Genomic DNA, 17,993 nt, shown 5'->3' with positions numbered 1-17,993 from the left:
GGCGGGATGCCGGTGATGGAACGGGGAGGACCGGGGCCGGCTCAGCGGACGAGCCAGCCGCCGTCGACGGGCACGATCGCGCCGGTGACGTACGCCGCGGCATCCGAGGCGAGGAAGACGAAGGCACCCTGCAGGTCGCCGGGGGTGCCCCACCGGCCGGCGGGGATGCGGGCCAGGATCGATGCCTCGCGGTCGGCGTCGGCCCGGATCGGCGCGGTGTTGTCGGTCGCCATGTACCCGGGCGCGACCGCGTTGACGGTCACCCCCGACGCGGCCCACTCGTTCGCGAGCGCCTTGGTGAGGCCGGCGACCGCGTGCTTCGACGCCGCGTAGCCGGGCACGAGGATGCCGCCCTGGAACGACAGCATCGACGCGACGTTGATGATGCGCCCCGAGCCCTGCGCGATCATGCGGCGCCCGGCGGCCTGCGACAGATGGAACACGGCGTCGAGGTTGACCGCGAGCACGTCGTCCCAGTCGGCGGCCGGGTGGTCGGCGGCCGGGGCACGACGGATGATTCCGGCGTTGTTGACGAGGATGTCGATGCCGCCGAGCTCGGCGACCGTCTCGGCGACCGCTTCGGCGAGCTGCTCCGGCGTCGCGGTACCGAGATCGAGGCGGATGCGGTGCGCGCGGCGACCGAGCGCGGTGATCGCCTCCGCCGTCTCGGCCGCGTCGCCGCGGTCGAGTAGCGCGACATCCGCGCCTGCCTCGGCGAGAGCGACGGCGGCGCCCTGGCCGAGGCCGCGAGTGGAACCGGTGACGAGGGCGACGCGGCCGTCCAGCCGGAAGGAGTCGAGGATCATGCGGGGCCTCCGATGAAGGTGGTGGTCAGTTCGCCGAGACGCTCGATGCGCACGGTGACCGTGTCGCCGGGACGCAGCGGGCGGTGGCTGGCCTGCGCGTCCGGCAGCTTCTGCGGCGTGCCGGTCGAGATGACGTCGCCGGGTTCGAGCGTCATGACGCTGCTGAGGTACGACACGACGCGCGCGACCGAGAAGATCGTGGTGGCGGTGGACTGCGAGACGGTCACGACGCCCTCGCGGACGACCTCGACGAGCATGTCCTGCGGGTCGCCCGCCTCGTCGGGTGTGACGAGCCACGGCCCGAGCGGCGCGAAGCCGTCGAAGCACTTGCCCATCGCCCACTGGCTCTGCCGCCGCTGCCACGAGCGGTCCGACACGTCGTTGAGAATCGTGTAGCCGGCGACGTGCGAGAGCGCCGTCGCCTCATCGACATCCTTGGCCCGCCGCCCGATGACGACGGCGATCTCGCCTTCGTAGTCGACGTCGTCCGCGACCGCGGGCACCACGACGGGGTCGGCCGGTCCGGCGAGGGTGTTGGGGGTCTTCACGAAGATATCGGGGAACGCGGGGTCGTCGGCGGTCGGGTCGACGCCGTCGGGCACATGCCCCCGGTAGTTGTAGCCGAGGCACAGGATCTTCCCCGGACGCACCGGCGCCTCGAGCCGCGCTGCCGACAGCTCGAGGTCGGCGACATCCGCACGCGCTGCGGCGCGGTCGAGCGCGTCGCGGTCGGCCGCGAGCAGATCGGTCAGCGCCGCGGGTCCGAGGTCGACGACGCGGTCGACGCCGTCGACCGTCACGACGACGCCCGACCGGACGGCCCCCTCGGCATCGGCCGCGCGGACCGCGCGGTAACGGACGAGCCTCACCAGTACGGCTTCCAGTCGGGGCGCGCGGCGCGCACGAGTGCCTCGAGGTAGAAGTAGTCGCCCCACAGGGTGCCCTCGTCGACGCCGACCGACTTCGGCAGGTCGTAGACGCTGTGCAGCAGCACCGCGTCGGCGGCTTCTGGGCTCTCGGGCGTGTAGTTCTCGATGAGCGAGGCGAGGATCTCGTGCCCCGCCGCCCGGTAGCGGGAGGCGGCATCGGGGTCGGCGTCCGCCCCCTCGTCGAGCACACCGGCGAGCTCGAACAGCCCCGATACCGCGATCGCGGCCGACGAGCTGTCGCGGGGCGCGTCGGCGCCGTCGGTGTAGACCATGTCCCAGAACGGCACCCGGTCGCTCGGGAGGTGCGAGAGGAAGCGCTCGGCACAGCGACGCGACGCGTCGAGCAGCGCCGGGTCGCCGGTCGCGCGGTGGTTCATCGCGAAGCCGTAGATGCCCCACGCCTGGCCGCGCGCCCAGCACGAGTCGTCGAACGCGCCCTGCTCGGTCGCGCCGCGCAGGGGCTCCCCGGTCTCGGGGTCCCAGTAGAAGGTGTGGAAGGTCGTGTCGTCATCGCGCAGGATGTGCGTGCGCAGCTGCGTCGTGTGCCGTCGCACCGCGTCGGCGAAGCGCTCTTCGCCGGTCTGCTCGCCCGCCCAGGTGAGCAGGGGCATGTTCATGAGGCTGTCGACGATCGTGCGTCCGCGCTGCGCGGGGTCGGAGAGATCTCCCCATGCCTGGATGATGCCGGCGGGCTCGAGGAAGCGGCGCATGAGGTGATCGGCGGCCGCCAGGGCCGTCTCACGCGCGTCCTCGTCGCCGAGCAGCCGGTAGGGCGCGACCGAGGCGAGGCTGTACAGGAACCCCAGGTCGTGCGTGTCGAGGTCGTCCTCGTCGCGGATCCGTCGCGCGAAGTCCGCGGCGTGGGCCAGCCCGGCGTCGCGGAAGAAGGCGTCGCCGGTGATCTCCCACGCGATCCACATCATCCCCGGCCAGAAGCTGGTCGTCCAGCCGCGGTTGGCGCCGGCCGGGAACCCGTTCGCCGCGGGGCGGATCGGGTACCGGTCATCGTGCGTCGTGTCGTCGGGGTAGCTCAGCCCGAAGGTCTCGATGTTGCGGCGGAGCGTGCTCAGGGCGTCGGCGATCGCCGCCTCGATGGCGCCGCTGTCGCGCGCGAGGGCCGCGTCCGCGGGTACGCCGAGGTCGGTGCCGGGGAGGGATGTCATGTCGAGGGGTTCCTTCGGGGTTCAGACGGTCTGAGGCTCGGGATCACCGAGCGCCGGACGGAGGATGTATCGGGCGTTGGCCCAGGCGAGGTAGAGCGCCGGCGCCGAGGTGAGACCGATCGCGATGGCCGGCATCGAGACGAACAGCCCCGCCTGCAGCGCGATGACGGCGAGCGAGACGAGGCTCAGCCACCACCGGCGCACGCTCAGGAGCACCGCCGCTCGGGCGATCGAGCGCAGCGAGGCGTCGGGCTCTTCGGCGAGGGCAGCGAACGCGACGAGACCCGATGCGAGCAGGAGCACGGTCAGCACGCCGAGCACGGGGACGACCGCGACCCCCGCCTGCATCGGTGCGAAGAAGCGGACGTCGACCAGCACGACGACGAGGGCCGCCACGACGATCCCGCCCAGCACGATGGCCTTGCGCCACGAGCGCTTCCAGCTGCGGACGAAGGTCCGGACGACCTGGTTCTCACCCTCGCCGTGGGCGCGGAAGGTCGCGAACGCCGCCGTGATGCCCGGTGCGCACACCGGTGCCACGACGGCGAGCATCGGCCACGACAGCGCGGGGTCGGTGATCACCAGCAGCACGACGAGCGGCAGGCACGATGCCAGCAGCAGCAGGTTCGTCATGAGCCCGAGGTAGACGACGCCGAAGACGGTCGCGTAGGTGTTGTGCGAGATGCGCTTCACGGCCTCAGCCCTTCATCCCGCTGGTCGCGATGCCCTCGACGAAGTACTTCTGCCCGACGAGGAAGATGATCGCGATCGGCACCACCGAGATGACGAGTCCGGCGAACAGCAGGGCGTAGTTGGTGTCGTAGAGGTTGCTCACGAAGCTCTTGAGTCCGAGCTGGATGGTCCACAGGTCGGGGTTGCGCAGGTAGATGAGCGGCCCCAGGTAGTCGTTCCAGGTGTTCACGAACGTGAGCAGCGTGAGGCTCGCGAGGGCGGGCACCGAGAGGGGCAGCATGATGCGGCGCCAGATGCCGTACTCGCTCAGGCCGTCGAGGCGCGCGGCCTCCGAGAGCTCCTCGGGGATGGTCTCGTAGAACTGCTTCATGAGGAACACCCCGAAGGCGCCGAACGCCTGGATGAGGATGATGGCCCACAGCGTGTTCGAGACCTTGACGTTGGAGAGCAGGATGAACTGCGGGATCATGTACGACTGCCACGGCACGGCGATCGTGCCGATGTAGGCGAGGAACAGCACGTCGCGGCCGGGGAAGCGGATGCGGGCGAAGCCGTAGGCCGCGAACGACCCGGTCAGCACCTGCAGGAAGGTGACGACGACCGCGAGCACGAGCGTGTTGCGGATCCAGGTCAGCATCCCCGACTGGTTCCAGATGTCGACGTAGTTCTGCCAGACGAACACCTCGGGGATCCACTGGATCGGCACCGAGAAGACCTCGTTCGCCGTCTTGAGCGAGCTCATGATCATCCAGAAGAACGGCAGCAGCAGTGCCGCCGCGGCGATGATGAGCGCGACGTAGCCGGCGAGGCGTCCGACGCGGCGCAGCGGCGACACGGTGTCGGGGCGGTGTCCCTCGGGCAGGCCGTCGGCTGCGATCTTGCGCAGCGCCCGGCGGTCGTCCTGGGGTACGAGAAGATTCGTCATCAGACGTTCCTCCGCTTGTTCCAGATGAACTGGAGGATGGTCACGAGGATGCAGAGGAAGAAGAGCGCCACGGCGGCCGCGGAGGCGTAGCCGAACTGGTTCTCCTCGAACCCCTTGCGGTAGATGAACTGCGAGATCACGAGCGTCGACTGACCCGGCCCGCCCTCGGTCATGACGAGGATCAGGTCGAAGATCTTGAACGAGTTGATCGTGAGCATCACGGTGACGAAGAACATCGTCGGCCGCAGGCACGGCAGGGTGACGTTCACGAAGCGCTCCCACGCGTTCGCGCCGTCCATGCGGGCAGCTTCGTAGAGCTCGCGGGGCACGGTCTGGAGCCCCGCGAGGAACAGGATCATGTAGTAGCCCATGTCTCGCCAGGTGCTGACGATGACGACGGCGGGCATCGCCCACTCCGACGAGGTGAGCCAGCCGGGCGGGTTGGCGATGCCCACGGCGCGGAGGATCTCGTTGATCGGGCCGTACTCGGGGCTGAAGAGCAGGTTCCACACGACCGCGATCGCGACGATCGAGGTGATGTAGGGGAAGAACGCGGCGGTGCGGAAGAACGCGACGCCGCGCAGCTTGTTGTTCAGCAGCAGCGCGAGACCGAGCGACGCGATGATCGTCAGCGGGATGTGCAGCGCGGCGTAGTACAGAGTGTTGACGAACGAGATGCGGAAGCTGCCGTCACCGAGCAGCCGCTCGAAGTTGGCGAGGCCCACCCAGTTCGCCGTGCCGAAGATGTTCCAGTTCGTCAGCGACATGTAGAACAGGGTGATGACCGGCACGAGGGTCAGCAGGGCGAAGCCGACGAAGTTCGGCAGGATGAAGCTCCACCCCAGCAGCGTGTTGCGCAGGGTCAGCTTCGATCGCCTGCGGCGCTGCGCCGGCTCGGGGCGGCGCGCCTTCGGTGAGGCGGCAGTGGTGGTCATGGTGTCTCCTGGGGAGGACGGCGGGGGATGCGGCCGGCGCGGGGTGCCGCGCCGGCCGCGGGGTGCCGTCGGCGAAGCGACGGCGCGCGGGATCAGTCGAGACCGACCTCGTTGGCGACACGGTCCTCGGCCTCGGTGATGGCCCGCTCGACCGGGGTCGAGCCCGACAGGATCGCGCTGTGCATGTCGTTGAGGATGTTCTGGATCGCCGCCGTCTTGTTCGACGTCGGGTTCTCGGGGTGGACGTCGCCGGTCGACCACGCGAATTTCGACAGCTCGTCGGTCGGAGCGCCCTCGACGGCGAAGTACGCCTCGGTGACGGCGTCGTTCGACGCGGCCGGGGTGATGCCGATCTTCGCCAGCTCCTCGGCGGCCTCCAGGCTCGCGGCATAGGCGAGGAAGTCCTTCGCCGCCTGCACCTTGGCGCCGTCGATGTTGGCGTTGATCGAGAAGCCGGTCGGGTCGCCGAACGTCACGGGCGTGCTGTCCATGCCGGTCGTCGACGCGTCGAGCTGCGGGATCGGCGCGATGCCCCACTCGAAGTCGTTGGCCTCACCGGAGGCCTGCTGCGAGATCAGCGTCGCGACGTACCACGTGCCCATCGGCAGCATGGCGGCCTTCTGCGTGCCGAACTCGCCCTGGTAGGTGAGCTGGTTGGCCGTCGAGGTGTTGAAGTCGACCTGCGCGCCGGCACCCTGGAGCGCGAGCACCCGGTTGTAGTAGTCGGCGAAGTAGCCGTAGTCGCCCGAGAGCACGTCGGTGTCCTCCTGTGCCGAGGCGAAGCCCTGCACGGTCGACTGCCAGCGGTGCTGGTAGGTGCCCTTCGCGACTCCCGCGGTGTTGATCGCCTCGGCGGCCGCGTCGTAGTCCTCCCACGTCCACGAGCCGTCGGGGTACTCCTGGCCCGCGGCGTCGAAGAGCGCCTTGTTGTAGAACAGCACCCAGCGGTCCTGGCGGTAGGGCACGCCGTAGGCGGTGCCGTCGACCTCGTACGACGAGGCGCCGCCGACGCCGTCGGGCAGCTCGACGTCGGAGACGTCCATGAGCTGGCCGCCCTCCTGGAACGTCGTGACGAACTTCACCTCTTTCTGGGTGATGATGTCGGGTCCGACGCCCGCGGCGAGGTCGGCGGTGACCAGCGTGTTGTACTCAGCCGCGTCGTACTGCTTGAGCTCGACCGTGACGTCGGGGTTCTTCTCGTGGAAGGCGTCGGCGAGCACCTGGAACTCGGGGGTGGTGTCGAGGCTCCACCCCGACAGGGTCAGGGTGACGGGGCCGTCGGCGGTCTGGGCGGGCTCGGATCCCCCGCCGCAGGCGGCGAGCGACAGGGTGGCGACGACCGCCATTCCTGCTGCGGCTGCGAATTTGCGCTTCATGCGTGCTGCTCCTTTGCGATTGCGTGCGAGGTCCCACGTCGGACCTCGTGATGCCGAAGCGCCGGGGCAGGCGATTCGGAGTCGATGAGACGGCTCACGGTCCGGGCCCCGTCGGGCCAGGTGACCGTGACCGAGGCGCCGTCGACGGCGACGGCCGCGTGCGGTGCGCTGCGCTCGCCACCGGCGAGATCGAGCAGGGCGACGACGGGCTCGCCGACGCGCACCGCGTGCTCGATGACGGGCACGAGCGTGCGGACGCCGAGCGGATCGGCGTCTGCACGAGACACGAGTCCCGCGACCCCGCCGGTGGTCAGGGCGCGGATGCCGCTGCTGCGGCCCCGCGATGACACCCACGCTCCGGTGTCGTCGGTACCGCCGACCACCTCGTCACCCGAGAGCGGCCAGCCGCCGAGGCGGAGTCGCAGCGATGCGGCATCCTGCCCGGGCGCGAGTGCGTCGACGACGATGACACGCACCTCCGACGATCCGCGGACGATCGAGGTGGTCGTGACGGTGCCCACGGACGTGGCATGTCCGACCAGCCCGGATCCGTGACGATGCGCGCTGGGGACCGGGTCGACGAGGTGCGCGTCCCAGCGGGATGCCGCGATCCCGACCCGCCCGTCCGCGTCATCCTGCACGCGCACGTCGCGCAGGGTCATCGCCGTGCGGTGCGTCGCACGTCCGTCCGAGTCGACGAGTGCGACCGACTGCTCGAGCGGCTCGAGCCAGCCACACTCGTCGACGATCGGCGAGGTGGCCGTGGAGTAGCCCAGTCGCGCATAGAGCGGTGAATCGGTCGTGCGGTCGCCCGGGAACGCGTGGTCGGTGCCGTGGTTGACGATGCGGACGATTCCGTCGGCGACCGTGCCCGACACGATCCAGCCGGGCGATGCGATCGCGCGCAGGTCGTCCCCCGCCTCGATCGGCAACGGCTCGGCCGGGGCCGTCCAGGCCGGGTGGTCGGCGGGCAGCAGCAGACCGAGGAAGCCCTTGACGGCCCAGTACGGAGAACCCGGGCCGGAGTACGACTGCGCGAGCCCGCGCCAGGTGCCGTGCCAGCCCATCGTGAGCAGGCCGTCGGCATCGGGGGCGCCGTGTTCGGCGAAGTGCGTCACGATCCGGTCGGCGGCGTGGCGGAGGCGGCCGGGGCTGTGTGAGGGCACATTCGCGATGGCGCCGGCCCAGAACGGCGCGGCGGCGGCGAAGCGGTAGATGAGGCTGCGGCCCTGGATGAGGGGCGAGCCGTCGCCGCCGACGAGCGCGAAGGCGTCGTGGAGGAACGCGTCGAGTCGGGCGACGTCGGCGCCCGTCCGGCCCCCGGCGAGGTCGGTGGCCCCCGTCATGCGCGCCCACAGGATCGGATAGACATGCAGAGCCCACCCCACGTAGTGGTCGTAGGAGCGCTGGGCACCGTCGGAGAGCCAGCCGCCCTCGCGGACGAACGAGTCGTGACGGGCGAGGTCGGCGGCGATGTCGTCGGCCGACCAGGGGCCGCCGACCGAGCGCAGGAAGGTCTGCACGACGATGCGGAACCAGACCCAGTTGGTCTGCGGATAGGTGTCGTCGCCGACGACGGGAGCGAGGTAGTCGACGACGCGCTGCTGCGTGAGGGTGTCGAGACGATCCCAGATCCAGGGGCGGGTCAGATCGAGGACGAGGGCGAGGGATGCCGCCTCGACCTTGGCCTGCGCGTGCTCCTCCATCCGAACCCACCGGTCGGGTGCGTTCGGGTCGACGCCCGAGACGATTCCGCGCGAGTAGTGCGTGATGAGCTCGTCTACCCCCTCGCCTCGTGCGCCCGCGATCCGGAATCCTGCGAGCAGGAAGGTGCGCGCGAAGCCCTCGAGCCCATCGACGGCGTGACCGTAGCCACCCTCGGCGCCCGGGAAGTGGATGCGGCCCGCGCCGGGCGTCGCGTGACGGAGCGCGGCATCGAGCAGAACGTCGGCGCGGGCGACCCAGGTGTCACGCTCGGTCGCGCCGTGTGGCGGGTTCGGGTGCTCAGAAGTCACCGGTTCTCCTTCGAAGGGCTTCATGGTCGTCATCGTTGATCGCGACCGATTCGGAGATTAGCAACCCGATTCGATCATTGCAAGATCTTCTTCGTTTCCTTATGATCGATACTGATCGATTTATTCGTCTGGACTGGTGACACCGCCGTCACCCGAAGGAGCAGCCGTGCTGTGGAACACCGAGGGATTCGCCGGCCCGCTCGCGGCCGTCTGCGGCGATGTCCCGGCTCGCCTCCGCCCGCCCGCCGACGCCCTGCCCGTGCCCGACGCCGACCACTGGGCCCGACTGGTCCCGTCATCCGCCGCGCGCCCGCTCGTCGACCGGGCACGCGCGGACCTCGACGCACCGTGGCCGCAGCCCCGCGCGAGCGCGGCAGCGCGCGTGCATCGCGACGGCGACCGCGACGGCTACGAGCAGCAGGTCTTCACGCGGCAGCGGCGGCTGAGTCGGGCGGTGGTCGCAGCACTGTCGGACCCCGACCCCCGATACCTCGATGAGGTCGCGGACGGCGTCTGGCTGCTGTGCGAGCAGTCGACGTGGTGCTGGCCCGCCCACGACGACACCTTCTCGCGGCACGGGTCGGTGCTGGCGACCGTCACCGACCCGTTCCTCGATCTCGGCGCGGGCGAAGTCGTCGGACAGCTCGCGTGGATCGACCACGTGCTCGGGCGACGACTCGACGAGCGATACCCCGGGCTGCGGCAGCGCATCCGGCACGAGGCCCGCACTCGCGTCATCGAGCCGTTCCTCTCGCGACGCGACTGGCACTGGCTCGGGCTCGACGGGCACGTCCACAACTGGAATCCCTGGATCCACGGGAACGTGCTGGTCGCGGGGCTCGTCCTGTGCGAGGAGGGCGATGAACGCGATCAGCTCGTCGCCCTGGTGGCACAGGGCCTGGACCGCTACGTCGCCGCGCTTCCGGCAGACGGCGCGATCGACGAGGGATACGCGTACTGGTGGAACGGTGCGTGCCGGGCGCTCGAGGCTCTCGACCTGCTCGCCTACGCCACCGATGGCGCGTGGAATCCGGTGCCCGAGGTGGAGGCCCTGCGCGAAACGGTCGCGTTCCCGCATCGCTCGCACCTCGGCGGCCCGTGGTACGTCAACCTCGCCGACGGCCCCGCCCGTCCCCCGGCGGATCAGCCCTGGCACGCCCTGCACCGGGCGGCTCGCGCCGTCGGCGACGACGAGGCCCGCCGACATGCCGCCGCGCATCGCGCCGACGACGCGCCCGCCACCGAGGACGCCGGGCTCGGTCGCCTGCTGCGCGCCCTGTCCGACGACGCCTGGCGAGCCGAGACTCCCGGTCCGAGCCCGCTTCCCTCGGACGTGTGGCTCCCGTCGACGCAGGTCTGGCTGGCACGTGGACGAGCGGGCAGCGCCGCCAGGCTCACGGTCGTGCTCAAGGGCGGTCACAACGACGAGAACCACAACCACAACGACGTCGGCTCGATCATCGTCGCGTCCGACGGCGTGCCGGTGATCGTCGACGCCGGCCGGCCGACCTACACGGCGCAGACCTTCGGCCCCGGCCGATACGACATCTGGACCATGCAGAGCGACTGGCACAGCGTGCCCCGCATCTCGGGCTCGGCGCAGCCGCATGGCGCGGCGTTCGCGGCATCCGATCCGGTCATCGTCCGAACGGATGAGATGGAGGCGCTGGATCTCGAGATCGGCGGCGCCTACCCCGCCGGCTCGGTACGCTCGTGGCGACGCCGGGCTGCGCTTCACCGCTCGGGACACGTCACGATCGACGACCGCTGGGAAGCCGCCGGACCGGATACCGAGGTGCGCCTGCTCCTCGCGGGCTCGGTGACGACGGGCGACGGATGGGCTCGCGTGACACCGCTGGACGGCGCGACCCCGGTGCGCATCACGTGGCCCACCGGGGCACCGCACACCCTCGTCGTTCGCGAACTCGACGATCCGATGCTGACCGACGTCTGGGGCGACCGCCTGAGCCGCCTCGCGATCAGCGCCGGTGGTCGTACCGAGCTGCGTGTCACGGTAGAACAGGAACGGAACGAGGACGAGCGACCATGACCGACCCCACACCGGCGCTGCTGGCGGCCGAGCGCCGCGCGCACATCCTGGCGACGATGGAGCGCGAGGGCGCCGTGCGCATCTCGCAGCTGACCGACGAGCTGGGCGCCGCCACGGTGACCCTGCGACGCGACCTCGCGCAGATGGAGCAGGAGGGGCTGCTGCAGCGCGTGCACGGGGGCGCCATCCCCGCCACCGGTCAGCACACGCACCCGCCGGTCGCGGGCAGCGGCCCCGAATCTGCCGCCGGCTCGATCGCCGTGCTCGTCCCCTCGCTGAACTTCTACTGGCCCGGGGTCGTGCGAGGCATGGAGGCCGCCGCACGCCGCCACGGACTCAAGGTCCACCTCCGGGGAGCGTCGTACGAGCTTCAGGACGAGCGTCCCGTGCTCGAGCGTCTCGTCGCGAGCGGCGACATCCGCGGCCTGATCGTCGCGCCGAACACCGACACCCCGCATTCGCAGGACGTCGTTCAGTGGCTCGCCGACTGCGGCACACCGAGCGTTCTCGTCGAGCGCGACGCGATCGTCCAGCCCGCCGGGGTCCCCGTCGAGGCGGTGACGACCGACCACGCGCTCGGCGCGGTCCTCGCGGCGCGCCACCTCGCCTCGCTCGGACACCGCAAGGTCGGGCTGGTGCTCTCACGCAACTCACCCACCTCGCGCAAGATCGCCGCCGGCTGGCAGGCCGCGTGCGAGGAGCTCGGGCTCACACCCGCCCAGCACATCGAGACGACCCTGCCCGACCGGGCGAGCGCGGAGTTCTCCGCCGCGGTCGACACGACCCTCGACCGGGCGCTCGGAAGCGGTGTCACCGCCCTTCTGGTGCACTCCGATCCCGAGGCGATGGCGTTCGTCGACCTCGCGCTCAACCGCGGCATCTCCGTGCCCGACGACCTGTCGATCATCGCTTACGACGACGAGGTGGCGGAGCTGTTCACGCCCGCGCTCACCGCCGTCGCACCGCCCCGCGTCAGCGTCGGCGAGACGGCGGTCGAGCTGCTCGTCTCGCGGATGGCCGACCCCGGCCGGCCCACCCGTCGCGTGATGCTCAACCCCACCCTCGTCGTGCGCGAGTCCACCGTCGCACCGCGGGCGGATGGCCCGGCGTGATCGACCGTCACGACTACTCGCCGTGGGACTTCTGGTCCACGGCATCCGCGGAGAGCCGGCGCCGCCAGCGCGAGCATCAGGCGGCGCTGGCGAACCAGCACGCGGACTGGTCGTTCGGCGATGACTGCTTCGTCTCGGAGCTCGCGGCGCTCGACGCCGACACCCTCGACCTGGGCGATCGCTCGTACATCGCCGCGGGCGCATATCTCACCGGCACCCTGCGCATCGGCGCGGACTGCTCCGTGAATCCGTCGACCGTGGTCCGCGGCGACGTCGTCTTCGGCGACGGCGTCAGGATGGGCGCGCACAGCTCGGTGCTCGGCTTCAACCACTCGATGGAGCCCGGGACGCCTGTCTTCCGGCAGCCGCTGACCAGCCGCGGCATCCGCATCGCCGACGACGTCTGGATCGGCTCGCACGTCGTCGTCCTCGACGGGGTCACCGTGGGCGCCTCGGCGGTGCTCGCAGCCGGTGCCGTCGTGACGAAGGACGTGCCCGCCGGCGCGATCGTCGGCGGCAACCCCGCTCGTCTGCTGCGGTGGCGCGTACCGCCCGGGGACGAGGCCGCGGCGCCGAACCGTCTGCGGGTGCGTCTGACCGACTTCGCCGACCGGGCTCGCGCCGAGGCCGGCGAGGTGCTCCGGCGTTCGCTCGACCCGGATACCGGGCTGTACGCCGACCGGCCGGGCGCCCCGCCGACGGTGCGGGCGCAGGGCGATGCCGTCGAGATCGCCGACCTCCTGTTGGGGTCGACGCCGCCGGACAGCGACCGGTCCGAGCTCATCGCCCGGCTGCGCGGCTGGCAGGGTCCGGAGACGGGCGCGGTGCCGCCGCTCGGCGCGGTCGGCGTCCCCGGCTGGGATGACGGCGACACGGCCTATCACGTGCTCTCGACCGGCTACGCGCTCGACCTGTTGGGGTCGGAGTTCGCTCACCCCATCGGACTGATCCGCGACGCCACGGCCGATTCCGTGATCGCACGGCTCGATGCATTGCCCTGGGACACCGATCCTTGGAACGCCGGACATCACGTCGACGCGATCGGGACGGCTCTGCTCTGGGCCAGGCGCCGGGGCGACCGGATCGCGCCGGGCTTGGCCGAGGCCCTCTTCGGATGGCTCGTGACGCATGCGGATGCCGCGAGCGGTATGTGGGGCCGGCCTTCCGCCGACCGCGGCCTGCTGCTCGTCGTCAACGGCTTCTACCGGGCATCGCGCGGGACCTTCGCGCAGCACGGCATCCCCGTGCCGCATCCGGAGGCCGTCATCGACACGGTGCTCCGCCACGCCCGTGACGACCGCTGGTTCGACCCGGCACGGCTGGATGCCTGCAACGTGCTCGACGTCGCCCATCCCCTCTGGCTCACGCGGGCAGCCGGATACCGCCGCGCCGAGGTCGAGAACCTCGCGGCGCGCCTGCTCGACCATGTGCTCGACGAATGGCGAGCGGGGTCGGGCATGAGCTTCCACCTCGCCGATGCAGAGCCGGGACTCCAGGGCACCGAGATGTGGCTCGCGATCGTCTGGTACCTCGCCGACCTGCTCGGCCTCTCGGACGCGCTGGGGTATCGACCACGGGGCGTCCACCGCCCCGAGCCCCCGGCATCCTCGCATCAGTCACTCAATGCACGGCCAAGCGCCCAGTGAACGACCTTCCTACGTGAGCAAGCCGTGCGCTCGCGGCGAAGCCGTTCACTCGGGCGAGTCAACGCGCGGGCAGGCTAGATACGGGCCAGCGCGGCGCCGGCGGCGCGGAGCCAGCGGGCGGGATCGCCGAGCGAGGCTTCGGCCGACCCCGCGAGGTCGGTGAGCGAGACGGATGACGCGAACGCGGCGGTGTCGGCATCATCCGCGATCCGTCCCGCGACGAGGGCGGCCGGCACCCCGGCCGCGGCGGCGAGCTCGGCGACGAACGCGGGGACCTTGCCTGCCGCGGACTGCCCGTCGAACGAGCCTTCGCCCGTGATGACGAGGTCGGCTCGGGCGATGGCGTCGGCGAGGCCGATGAGCGCGGCGACCTCGCGGGCGCCCGGGCTCAGGCGCCCGCCCCACGCGAGCAACCCGAACCCGGTGCCGCCGGCGGCTCCGGCCCCCGGCGTGGCAGCAAGCGACGCCCCATCCGGCACGAGGTCGGCGAGCCCGCTCAGCGCCGCGTCGGCTGCGGCGACCTGAGCCGTGTCGAGCCCCTTCTGCGGTCCGAACACGGCGGCAGCGCCACGCGCACCGAGCAGCGGGTTCGACACGTCACTGAGCACGTCGACGCCGCCCGGGGGAAGCGGTCGGAGCTCCGACAGGTCGACGTGCGCGATGTCGGCGAGGCCGCGCGCGCCGGGCACGACGTCTCGTCCGGCGGCATCCGTGAACCGGGCGCCCAGCGCGCGCAGCATCCCGGCTCCGCCGTCGGTCGACGAGCTCGATCCGATGCCGAGCACGAGGCGGTCGACTCCGGCGTCGAGCGCGGCGGCGATCGCCTCGCCGAATCCGGTGGTGTCGGCGTCGAGGCCGCGTCGCTCGTCGCCCAGCAACTCGATCCCCGAGGTCGAGGCCAGCTCGACGACTCCCACGGAGCCGCGACCCGACGGCGCGGACCGGCCGCCGGACGTCGGGGGAAGCAGCAGCCAGGACGCATCGACGGCTGTCCTCGCGGGGCCCGTGACGGTCACGGGCATCCGGCGCGCCTCGGGGATCGCCGCGGCGAACGCGTCGAGCGTGCCCTCGCCGCCGTCCGCCATCGGGCGCAGTTCGAGAACCGCGTCGGCGTCGGCGGATGCCCACCCCGCGGCGAGCTCACGCGCAGCCTCAGCGGCCGCGATGGACCCCTTGAAGCTGTCGATCGCGACGACGACGCGCGTCACGTCACGCGCTCCGCGGCGGGGTGCTCTCGCGCACGAGCACCTCGAGGGGCAGCGCAGCCGCGGCCCCGTCAGCATCCGTGTCGACGGCGGCGCGGAGCGCGCGGTACCCGACATCGGGGAGCGGCACCCGCACGGTCGTCAGGGGCGGTGTCACGTCTCGACCGGTCGGGATGTCGTCGAAGCCGGCGAGCGCGATGTCGGTGCCGGGCTCGCGTCCTGCGGCACGCACCGCGGTGAGGGCTCCGATGGCGACGACGTCGCTGATGCCGAACACGACGGTTCCCGGCTCGACGCCGTCGGCGAGGGCCGCTGACATCGCCTCGGCACCGGACTCACGGCTGAAACCACCGCGGTACACGCGGGGCTCGGCTCCCCCGCCGCTCGTGAAGCCGTCGGCGAAGCCGGCGAGACGGTCGTCGCTCGTCACGACGCCCTCGGCGGCGGCGAGCACGATGGCCGAGCGGTAGCCGCGCGCGGCGAGTGCGGCCCCGAGCTCGCGGGCGCCGCCGCGGTTGTCGATGGCGACGCTGCGGATGCCGGGGGCGCCCGGGCCCAACGCGACGACGGTTCCCCCGCTCGCGGTGATGAGGTCGAGCTCGGTTCTCAGCTCGTCGGACATCTCGCGCGACGTGCGCGAGGCGGCGAGGATGATGCCGCGAGGGCGCTGTCCGCGCAGCGCACGGACGAGCCGCAGCTCACGCGCGGGATCGCGCTCGGTGATGGCGACCGTGACGACGAGCCCGGCTTCGTCGGCGCCGCGCGCGACGCCTGCCGCGAGCTGCCCGAAGTACGGGTCGGCGATGTCGGCCACCAGCAGCGCGACGATCGCGGACGTGCCGCGCGCGGTCGCCTGCGCCGACAGGTTGGCCGTGTAGCCGAGCCGGGCCGCGGCCTGCTCGACGCGTTCGCGATAGGCGTCGGCGACCTTGCGGGTCGAGCCGTTCAGCGCCCGCGAGGCGGTCGCGAGCGACACCCCGGCTTCTCTCGCCACATCGTGCAGCGTGGCCGAGCCACGCGGCGACATCCCCGTCTGTCCCACGAGCCGAGTCTATGCGGTGGGGGTGCGCGCGCCCGAGAGGTGCGGCGTCACAGCGGCACCGAACGCCTCGGCGGTGCGGCGCACGACCTCGGCGGGATCGGCGGCCCAGATGTCGGCGTTGAAGATCTCCACCTCGATGTCGCGGTCGTACCCCGTCGCCTCGACGGCCCGGGTCAGCGATGCGAAGTCGATGACCCCGTCGCCCGGATAGTGGCGGCTGAGCAGGACGTCCGCGGGCAGCGGCGTTCGCCAGTCGCACACCTGGTAGGTCGCGATGCGCCCCTCGCGCCCGGCCCGATCGATGGCGGGCAGGACGTCGGGGTCCCAGAAGATGTGGAACGTGTCGACCGTGGCGCCGACGACCTCGGGCTCGAAGTCGGCCGCGATGTCGAGGGCCTGGCCGAGCGTGGAGACGACGCAGCGGTCGGAGGCGAACATCGGATGCAGCGGCTCGATCGCCAGCGTCACCCCCGCCGCCTTCGCGTGGGGGGCGAGCTCGCCGATCGCGTCGCGCACCCGCTCCCGCGCGCCGACGATGTCGCGCGACCCCTCGGGCAGTCCGCCGGCGACCAGCACGAGGATCGCGGTGGAGCCGGGCGCACCGGCGGCGGCGAGCGCGGCGGCCTCATCGATCGCGACCCGGTTGTCATCGATCGAGGAGCGCCGGGCGGGACCCTCCGGCATCGTGAAGAAGCCCGCCCGGCAGTGCGTGGTGAACCGCAGGCCCGAGTCCGTCAGCATGGCGGCGGCGGTGGCGAGACCGACCTCCTGCACGGGCTCGCGCCACAGTCCGATCGCCTCGATTCCGGCATCCGCGGTGACCCGCAGCGCGGTCGCGAGGTCGGCGTACTTGATCGTGGCCTGGTTGATCGACAGGCGCGGGTCGACGACGCTCATGCCCGGACTCCGTTCAGGCGCAGCATCGCGTGCCAGCGGTCCGCGGTCAGTTCCGGCTGTTCGAGCGCGTACGACGCGTTCGCGAGCTCGACGATCCGCGAGAGGTGCGGCAGGCTGCGCGCCGAGTGCAGTCCGCCGACCATCTGGAACGCAGCCTGATGGCCGTTGAGCCACGACAGGAACGCGACGCCGGTCTTGTAGTAGAACGTCGGTGCCGCGAAGATCTGCCGGCTGAGCTCCTCCGTCGGTCCGAGGATCGCGAGATACCGGTCGGCATCCCCGGCGTCCAGAGCCTGGATGGCGGCGGAGGCGACCGGAGTGATCGCCGCAAAGGCGCCGAGCAGCGCGTCGGAGTGCTGCCGCGGCGAGGCGAGGTCGCGCTCGGGCTGGGTCGCCTGGGGCACGTCTGCGCCGCCGATGAGGCCGACGTAGTTGAAGTCGTCGCCGGTGAACATGCGCACGCCCTCGGGCAGCCGCTCGCGCACCGACACCTCGGACGCGGCGTCGAGCAGGCTCATCTTCACGCCCGCGACCCTGTCGGCGTTCTCGCCGATGATCTCGACGAGGACGTCCGATGCCGCGCGCCAATCGGGCGAGCCGAAGTAGCCCGCGAGGATCGGGTCGAAGGCGGTGCCGAGCCAGTGCAGGACGACGGGACCGGATGCCGCGGCGAGCACCTCGCGGTACACCCGGCGGTAGTCGTCGGCCGATGACGCCGCACGGGCGAGGTGCCGCGACGCCATGAGCACCGGACCCGCACCCTGGTCCTCCGTGAACGCGAGCTGGCTCTTGTAGGCGTCGATGACCTGATCGAGCGAGATGTGCTCGTCGTCGACGTGATCGGTGTTGACGCCGACGACGACCGAGCCCCCCTCCTCGCGCGCGACCTCGGCGGAGCGAGCGATGAGCTCGCGCGTCGCGGCGGCGTCGAGCCCCATGTTCCGCTGCGCGGTGTCCATGGCGTCGGCCACGCCGAGACCCCAGGAGTACACGGCGCGGCGGAAGCCGAGGGTCGCGTCCCAGTCGATCTGCGCCGGCTGGCCCGGGGTGTTGTCGGCCGAGACGACGGGAACGACATGGGCCGCCGCGTAGGCGACCCGGCTGCGCAGCGCGCTCGTCGGCCGGGCGAAGCCAGGCGCGTCGTTCAGCGGGACGGAGGTGAGGGCGCCGTCGGCGCCGAGGAGGGTGAGGTCGGTCAT

Annotated in this window: 15 protein-coding genes; 3 read left to right on the top strand and 12 right to left on the bottom strand. The window is 71.6% G+C overall.

What is annotated here, in order from left to right; genetic code table 11:
* Positions 1-41: 41 nt before the first annotated feature.
* From kduD to P6897_RS02935, 8 genes are all read right to left on the bottom strand, one after another.
* Positions 42-806, bottom strand: a complete 765-nt coding sequence (kduD, locus tag P6897_RS02970) for a 2-dehydro-3-deoxy-D-gluconate 5-dehydrogenase KduD (protein ID WP_269267195.1) — start codon at positions 804-806, stop codon at positions 42-44.
* Complete coding sequence (locus tag P6897_RS02965) at positions 803-1,675, bottom strand: fumarylacetoacetate hydrolase family protein (protein WP_274178351.1); 873 nt, start codon at positions 1,673-1,675, stop codon at positions 803-805. Before P6897_RS02965 ends, kduD begins: the two co-directional genes overlap by 4 nt.
* Positions 1,672-2,898 carry a glycoside hydrolase family 88 protein gene (locus P6897_RS02960; RefSeq protein WP_282502043.1) on the bottom strand — a complete coding sequence of 409 codons (1,227 nt, stop codon included), beginning with the start codon at positions 2,896-2,898 and terminating at the stop codon, positions 1,672-1,674. Before P6897_RS02960 ends, P6897_RS02965 begins: the two co-directional genes overlap by 4 nt.
* Positions 2,899-2,919: 21 nt before the next feature.
* A complete protein-coding gene (locus P6897_RS02955) occupies positions 2,920-3,591 on the bottom strand; it encodes a DUF624 domain-containing protein (RefSeq protein WP_269267190.1) in 672 nt (223 codons plus the stop codon).
* Between the two features lie 4 nt (positions 3,592-3,595).
* Positions 3,596-4,516 (bottom strand): carbohydrate ABC transporter permease, encoded by a 921-nt coding sequence (locus P6897_RS02950; RefSeq protein ID WP_269267189.1) that lies wholly within the window; start codon positions 4,514-4,516, stop codon positions 3,596-3,598.
* Positions 4,516-5,451, bottom strand: coding sequence for a sugar ABC transporter permease (locus P6897_RS02945; protein WP_269267188.1), 936 nt, complete (start codon positions 5,449-5,451; stop codon positions 4,516-4,518). The genes P6897_RS02950 and P6897_RS02945 overlap by 1 nt, the downstream gene beginning before the upstream one ends.
* 92 nt (positions 5,452-5,543) lie before the next feature.
* Positions 5,544-6,827 carry an extracellular solute-binding protein gene (locus P6897_RS02940; protein ID WP_282502042.1) on the bottom strand — a complete coding sequence of 428 codons (1,284 nt, stop codon included), beginning with the start codon at positions 6,825-6,827 and terminating at the stop codon, positions 5,544-5,546.
* A complete protein-coding gene (locus tag P6897_RS02935; RefSeq protein ID WP_282502041.1) occupies positions 6,824-8,842 on the bottom strand; it encodes a DUF2264 domain-containing protein in 2,019 nt (672 codons plus the stop codon). Before P6897_RS02935 ends, P6897_RS02940 begins: the two co-directional genes overlap by 4 nt.
* Before the next feature lie 166 nt (positions 8,843-9,008).
* Here P6897_RS02935 and P6897_RS02930 point away from each other — a divergent pair, with 166 nt between their 5' ends.
* The 3 genes from P6897_RS02930 to P6897_RS02920 are packed head-to-tail and all read left to right on the top strand — an operon-like array spanning position 9,009 to position 13,650.
* Positions 9,009-10,892: a heparinase II/III family protein gene (locus tag P6897_RS02930; protein ID WP_282502040.1), complete on the top strand. Its 1,884-nt coding sequence runs from the start codon at positions 9,009-9,011 to the stop codon at positions 10,890-10,892.
* Positions 10,889-12,004: a substrate-binding domain-containing protein gene (locus P6897_RS02925; protein WP_269267185.1), complete on the top strand. Its 1,116-nt coding sequence runs from the start codon at positions 10,889-10,891 to the stop codon at positions 12,002-12,004. The genes P6897_RS02930 and P6897_RS02925 overlap by 4 nt, the downstream gene beginning before the upstream one ends.
* The gene (locus P6897_RS02920; RefSeq protein WP_282502039.1) at positions 12,001-13,650 is read left to right on the top strand and encodes an acyltransferase; all 1,650 of its coding nucleotides are present in this window, start codon (positions 12,001-12,003) and stop codon (positions 13,648-13,650) included. The genes P6897_RS02925 and P6897_RS02920 overlap by 4 nt, the downstream gene beginning before the upstream one ends.
* 74 nt (positions 13,651-13,724) lie before the next feature.
* Here the strand turns inward: P6897_RS02920 and P6897_RS02915 are convergent, their stop codons facing one another.
* From P6897_RS02915 to P6897_RS02900, 4 genes are read right to left on the bottom strand one after another with little or no spacing between them, the layout of a single operon-like run.
* Positions 13,725-14,858, bottom strand: a complete 1,134-nt coding sequence (locus P6897_RS02915; protein ID WP_282502038.1) for a glycerate kinase — start codon at positions 14,856-14,858, stop codon at positions 13,725-13,727.
* A 1-nt stretch (position 14,859) separates the two neighbouring features.
* On the bottom strand, positions 14,860-15,897 hold the full coding sequence (locus P6897_RS02910) for a LacI family DNA-binding transcriptional regulator (protein WP_282502037.1): 1,038 nt from the start codon (positions 15,895-15,897) through the stop codon (positions 14,860-14,862).
* Between the two features lie 9 nt (positions 15,898-15,906).
* Complete coding sequence (locus P6897_RS02905; RefSeq protein ID WP_274178343.1) at positions 15,907-16,794, bottom strand: sugar phosphate isomerase/epimerase; 888 nt, start codon at positions 16,792-16,794, stop codon at positions 15,907-15,909.
* A complete protein-coding gene (locus P6897_RS02900) occupies positions 16,791-17,993 on the bottom strand; it encodes a dihydrodipicolinate synthase family protein (RefSeq protein WP_274178342.1) in 1,203 nt (400 codons plus the stop codon). The genes P6897_RS02905 and P6897_RS02900 overlap by 4 nt, the downstream gene beginning before the upstream one ends.

Origin of the sequence: Microbacterium sp. BDGP8 (assembly GCF_029991045.1) — a bacterium.
Lineage (GTDB): Bacteria > Actinomycetota > Actinomycetes > Actinomycetales > Microbacteriaceae > Microbacterium > Microbacterium plantarum.
The sequence above is the reverse complement of the archived record's forward strand: the minus strand, read 5'-3'. Positions and strand labels throughout refer to the sequence as shown.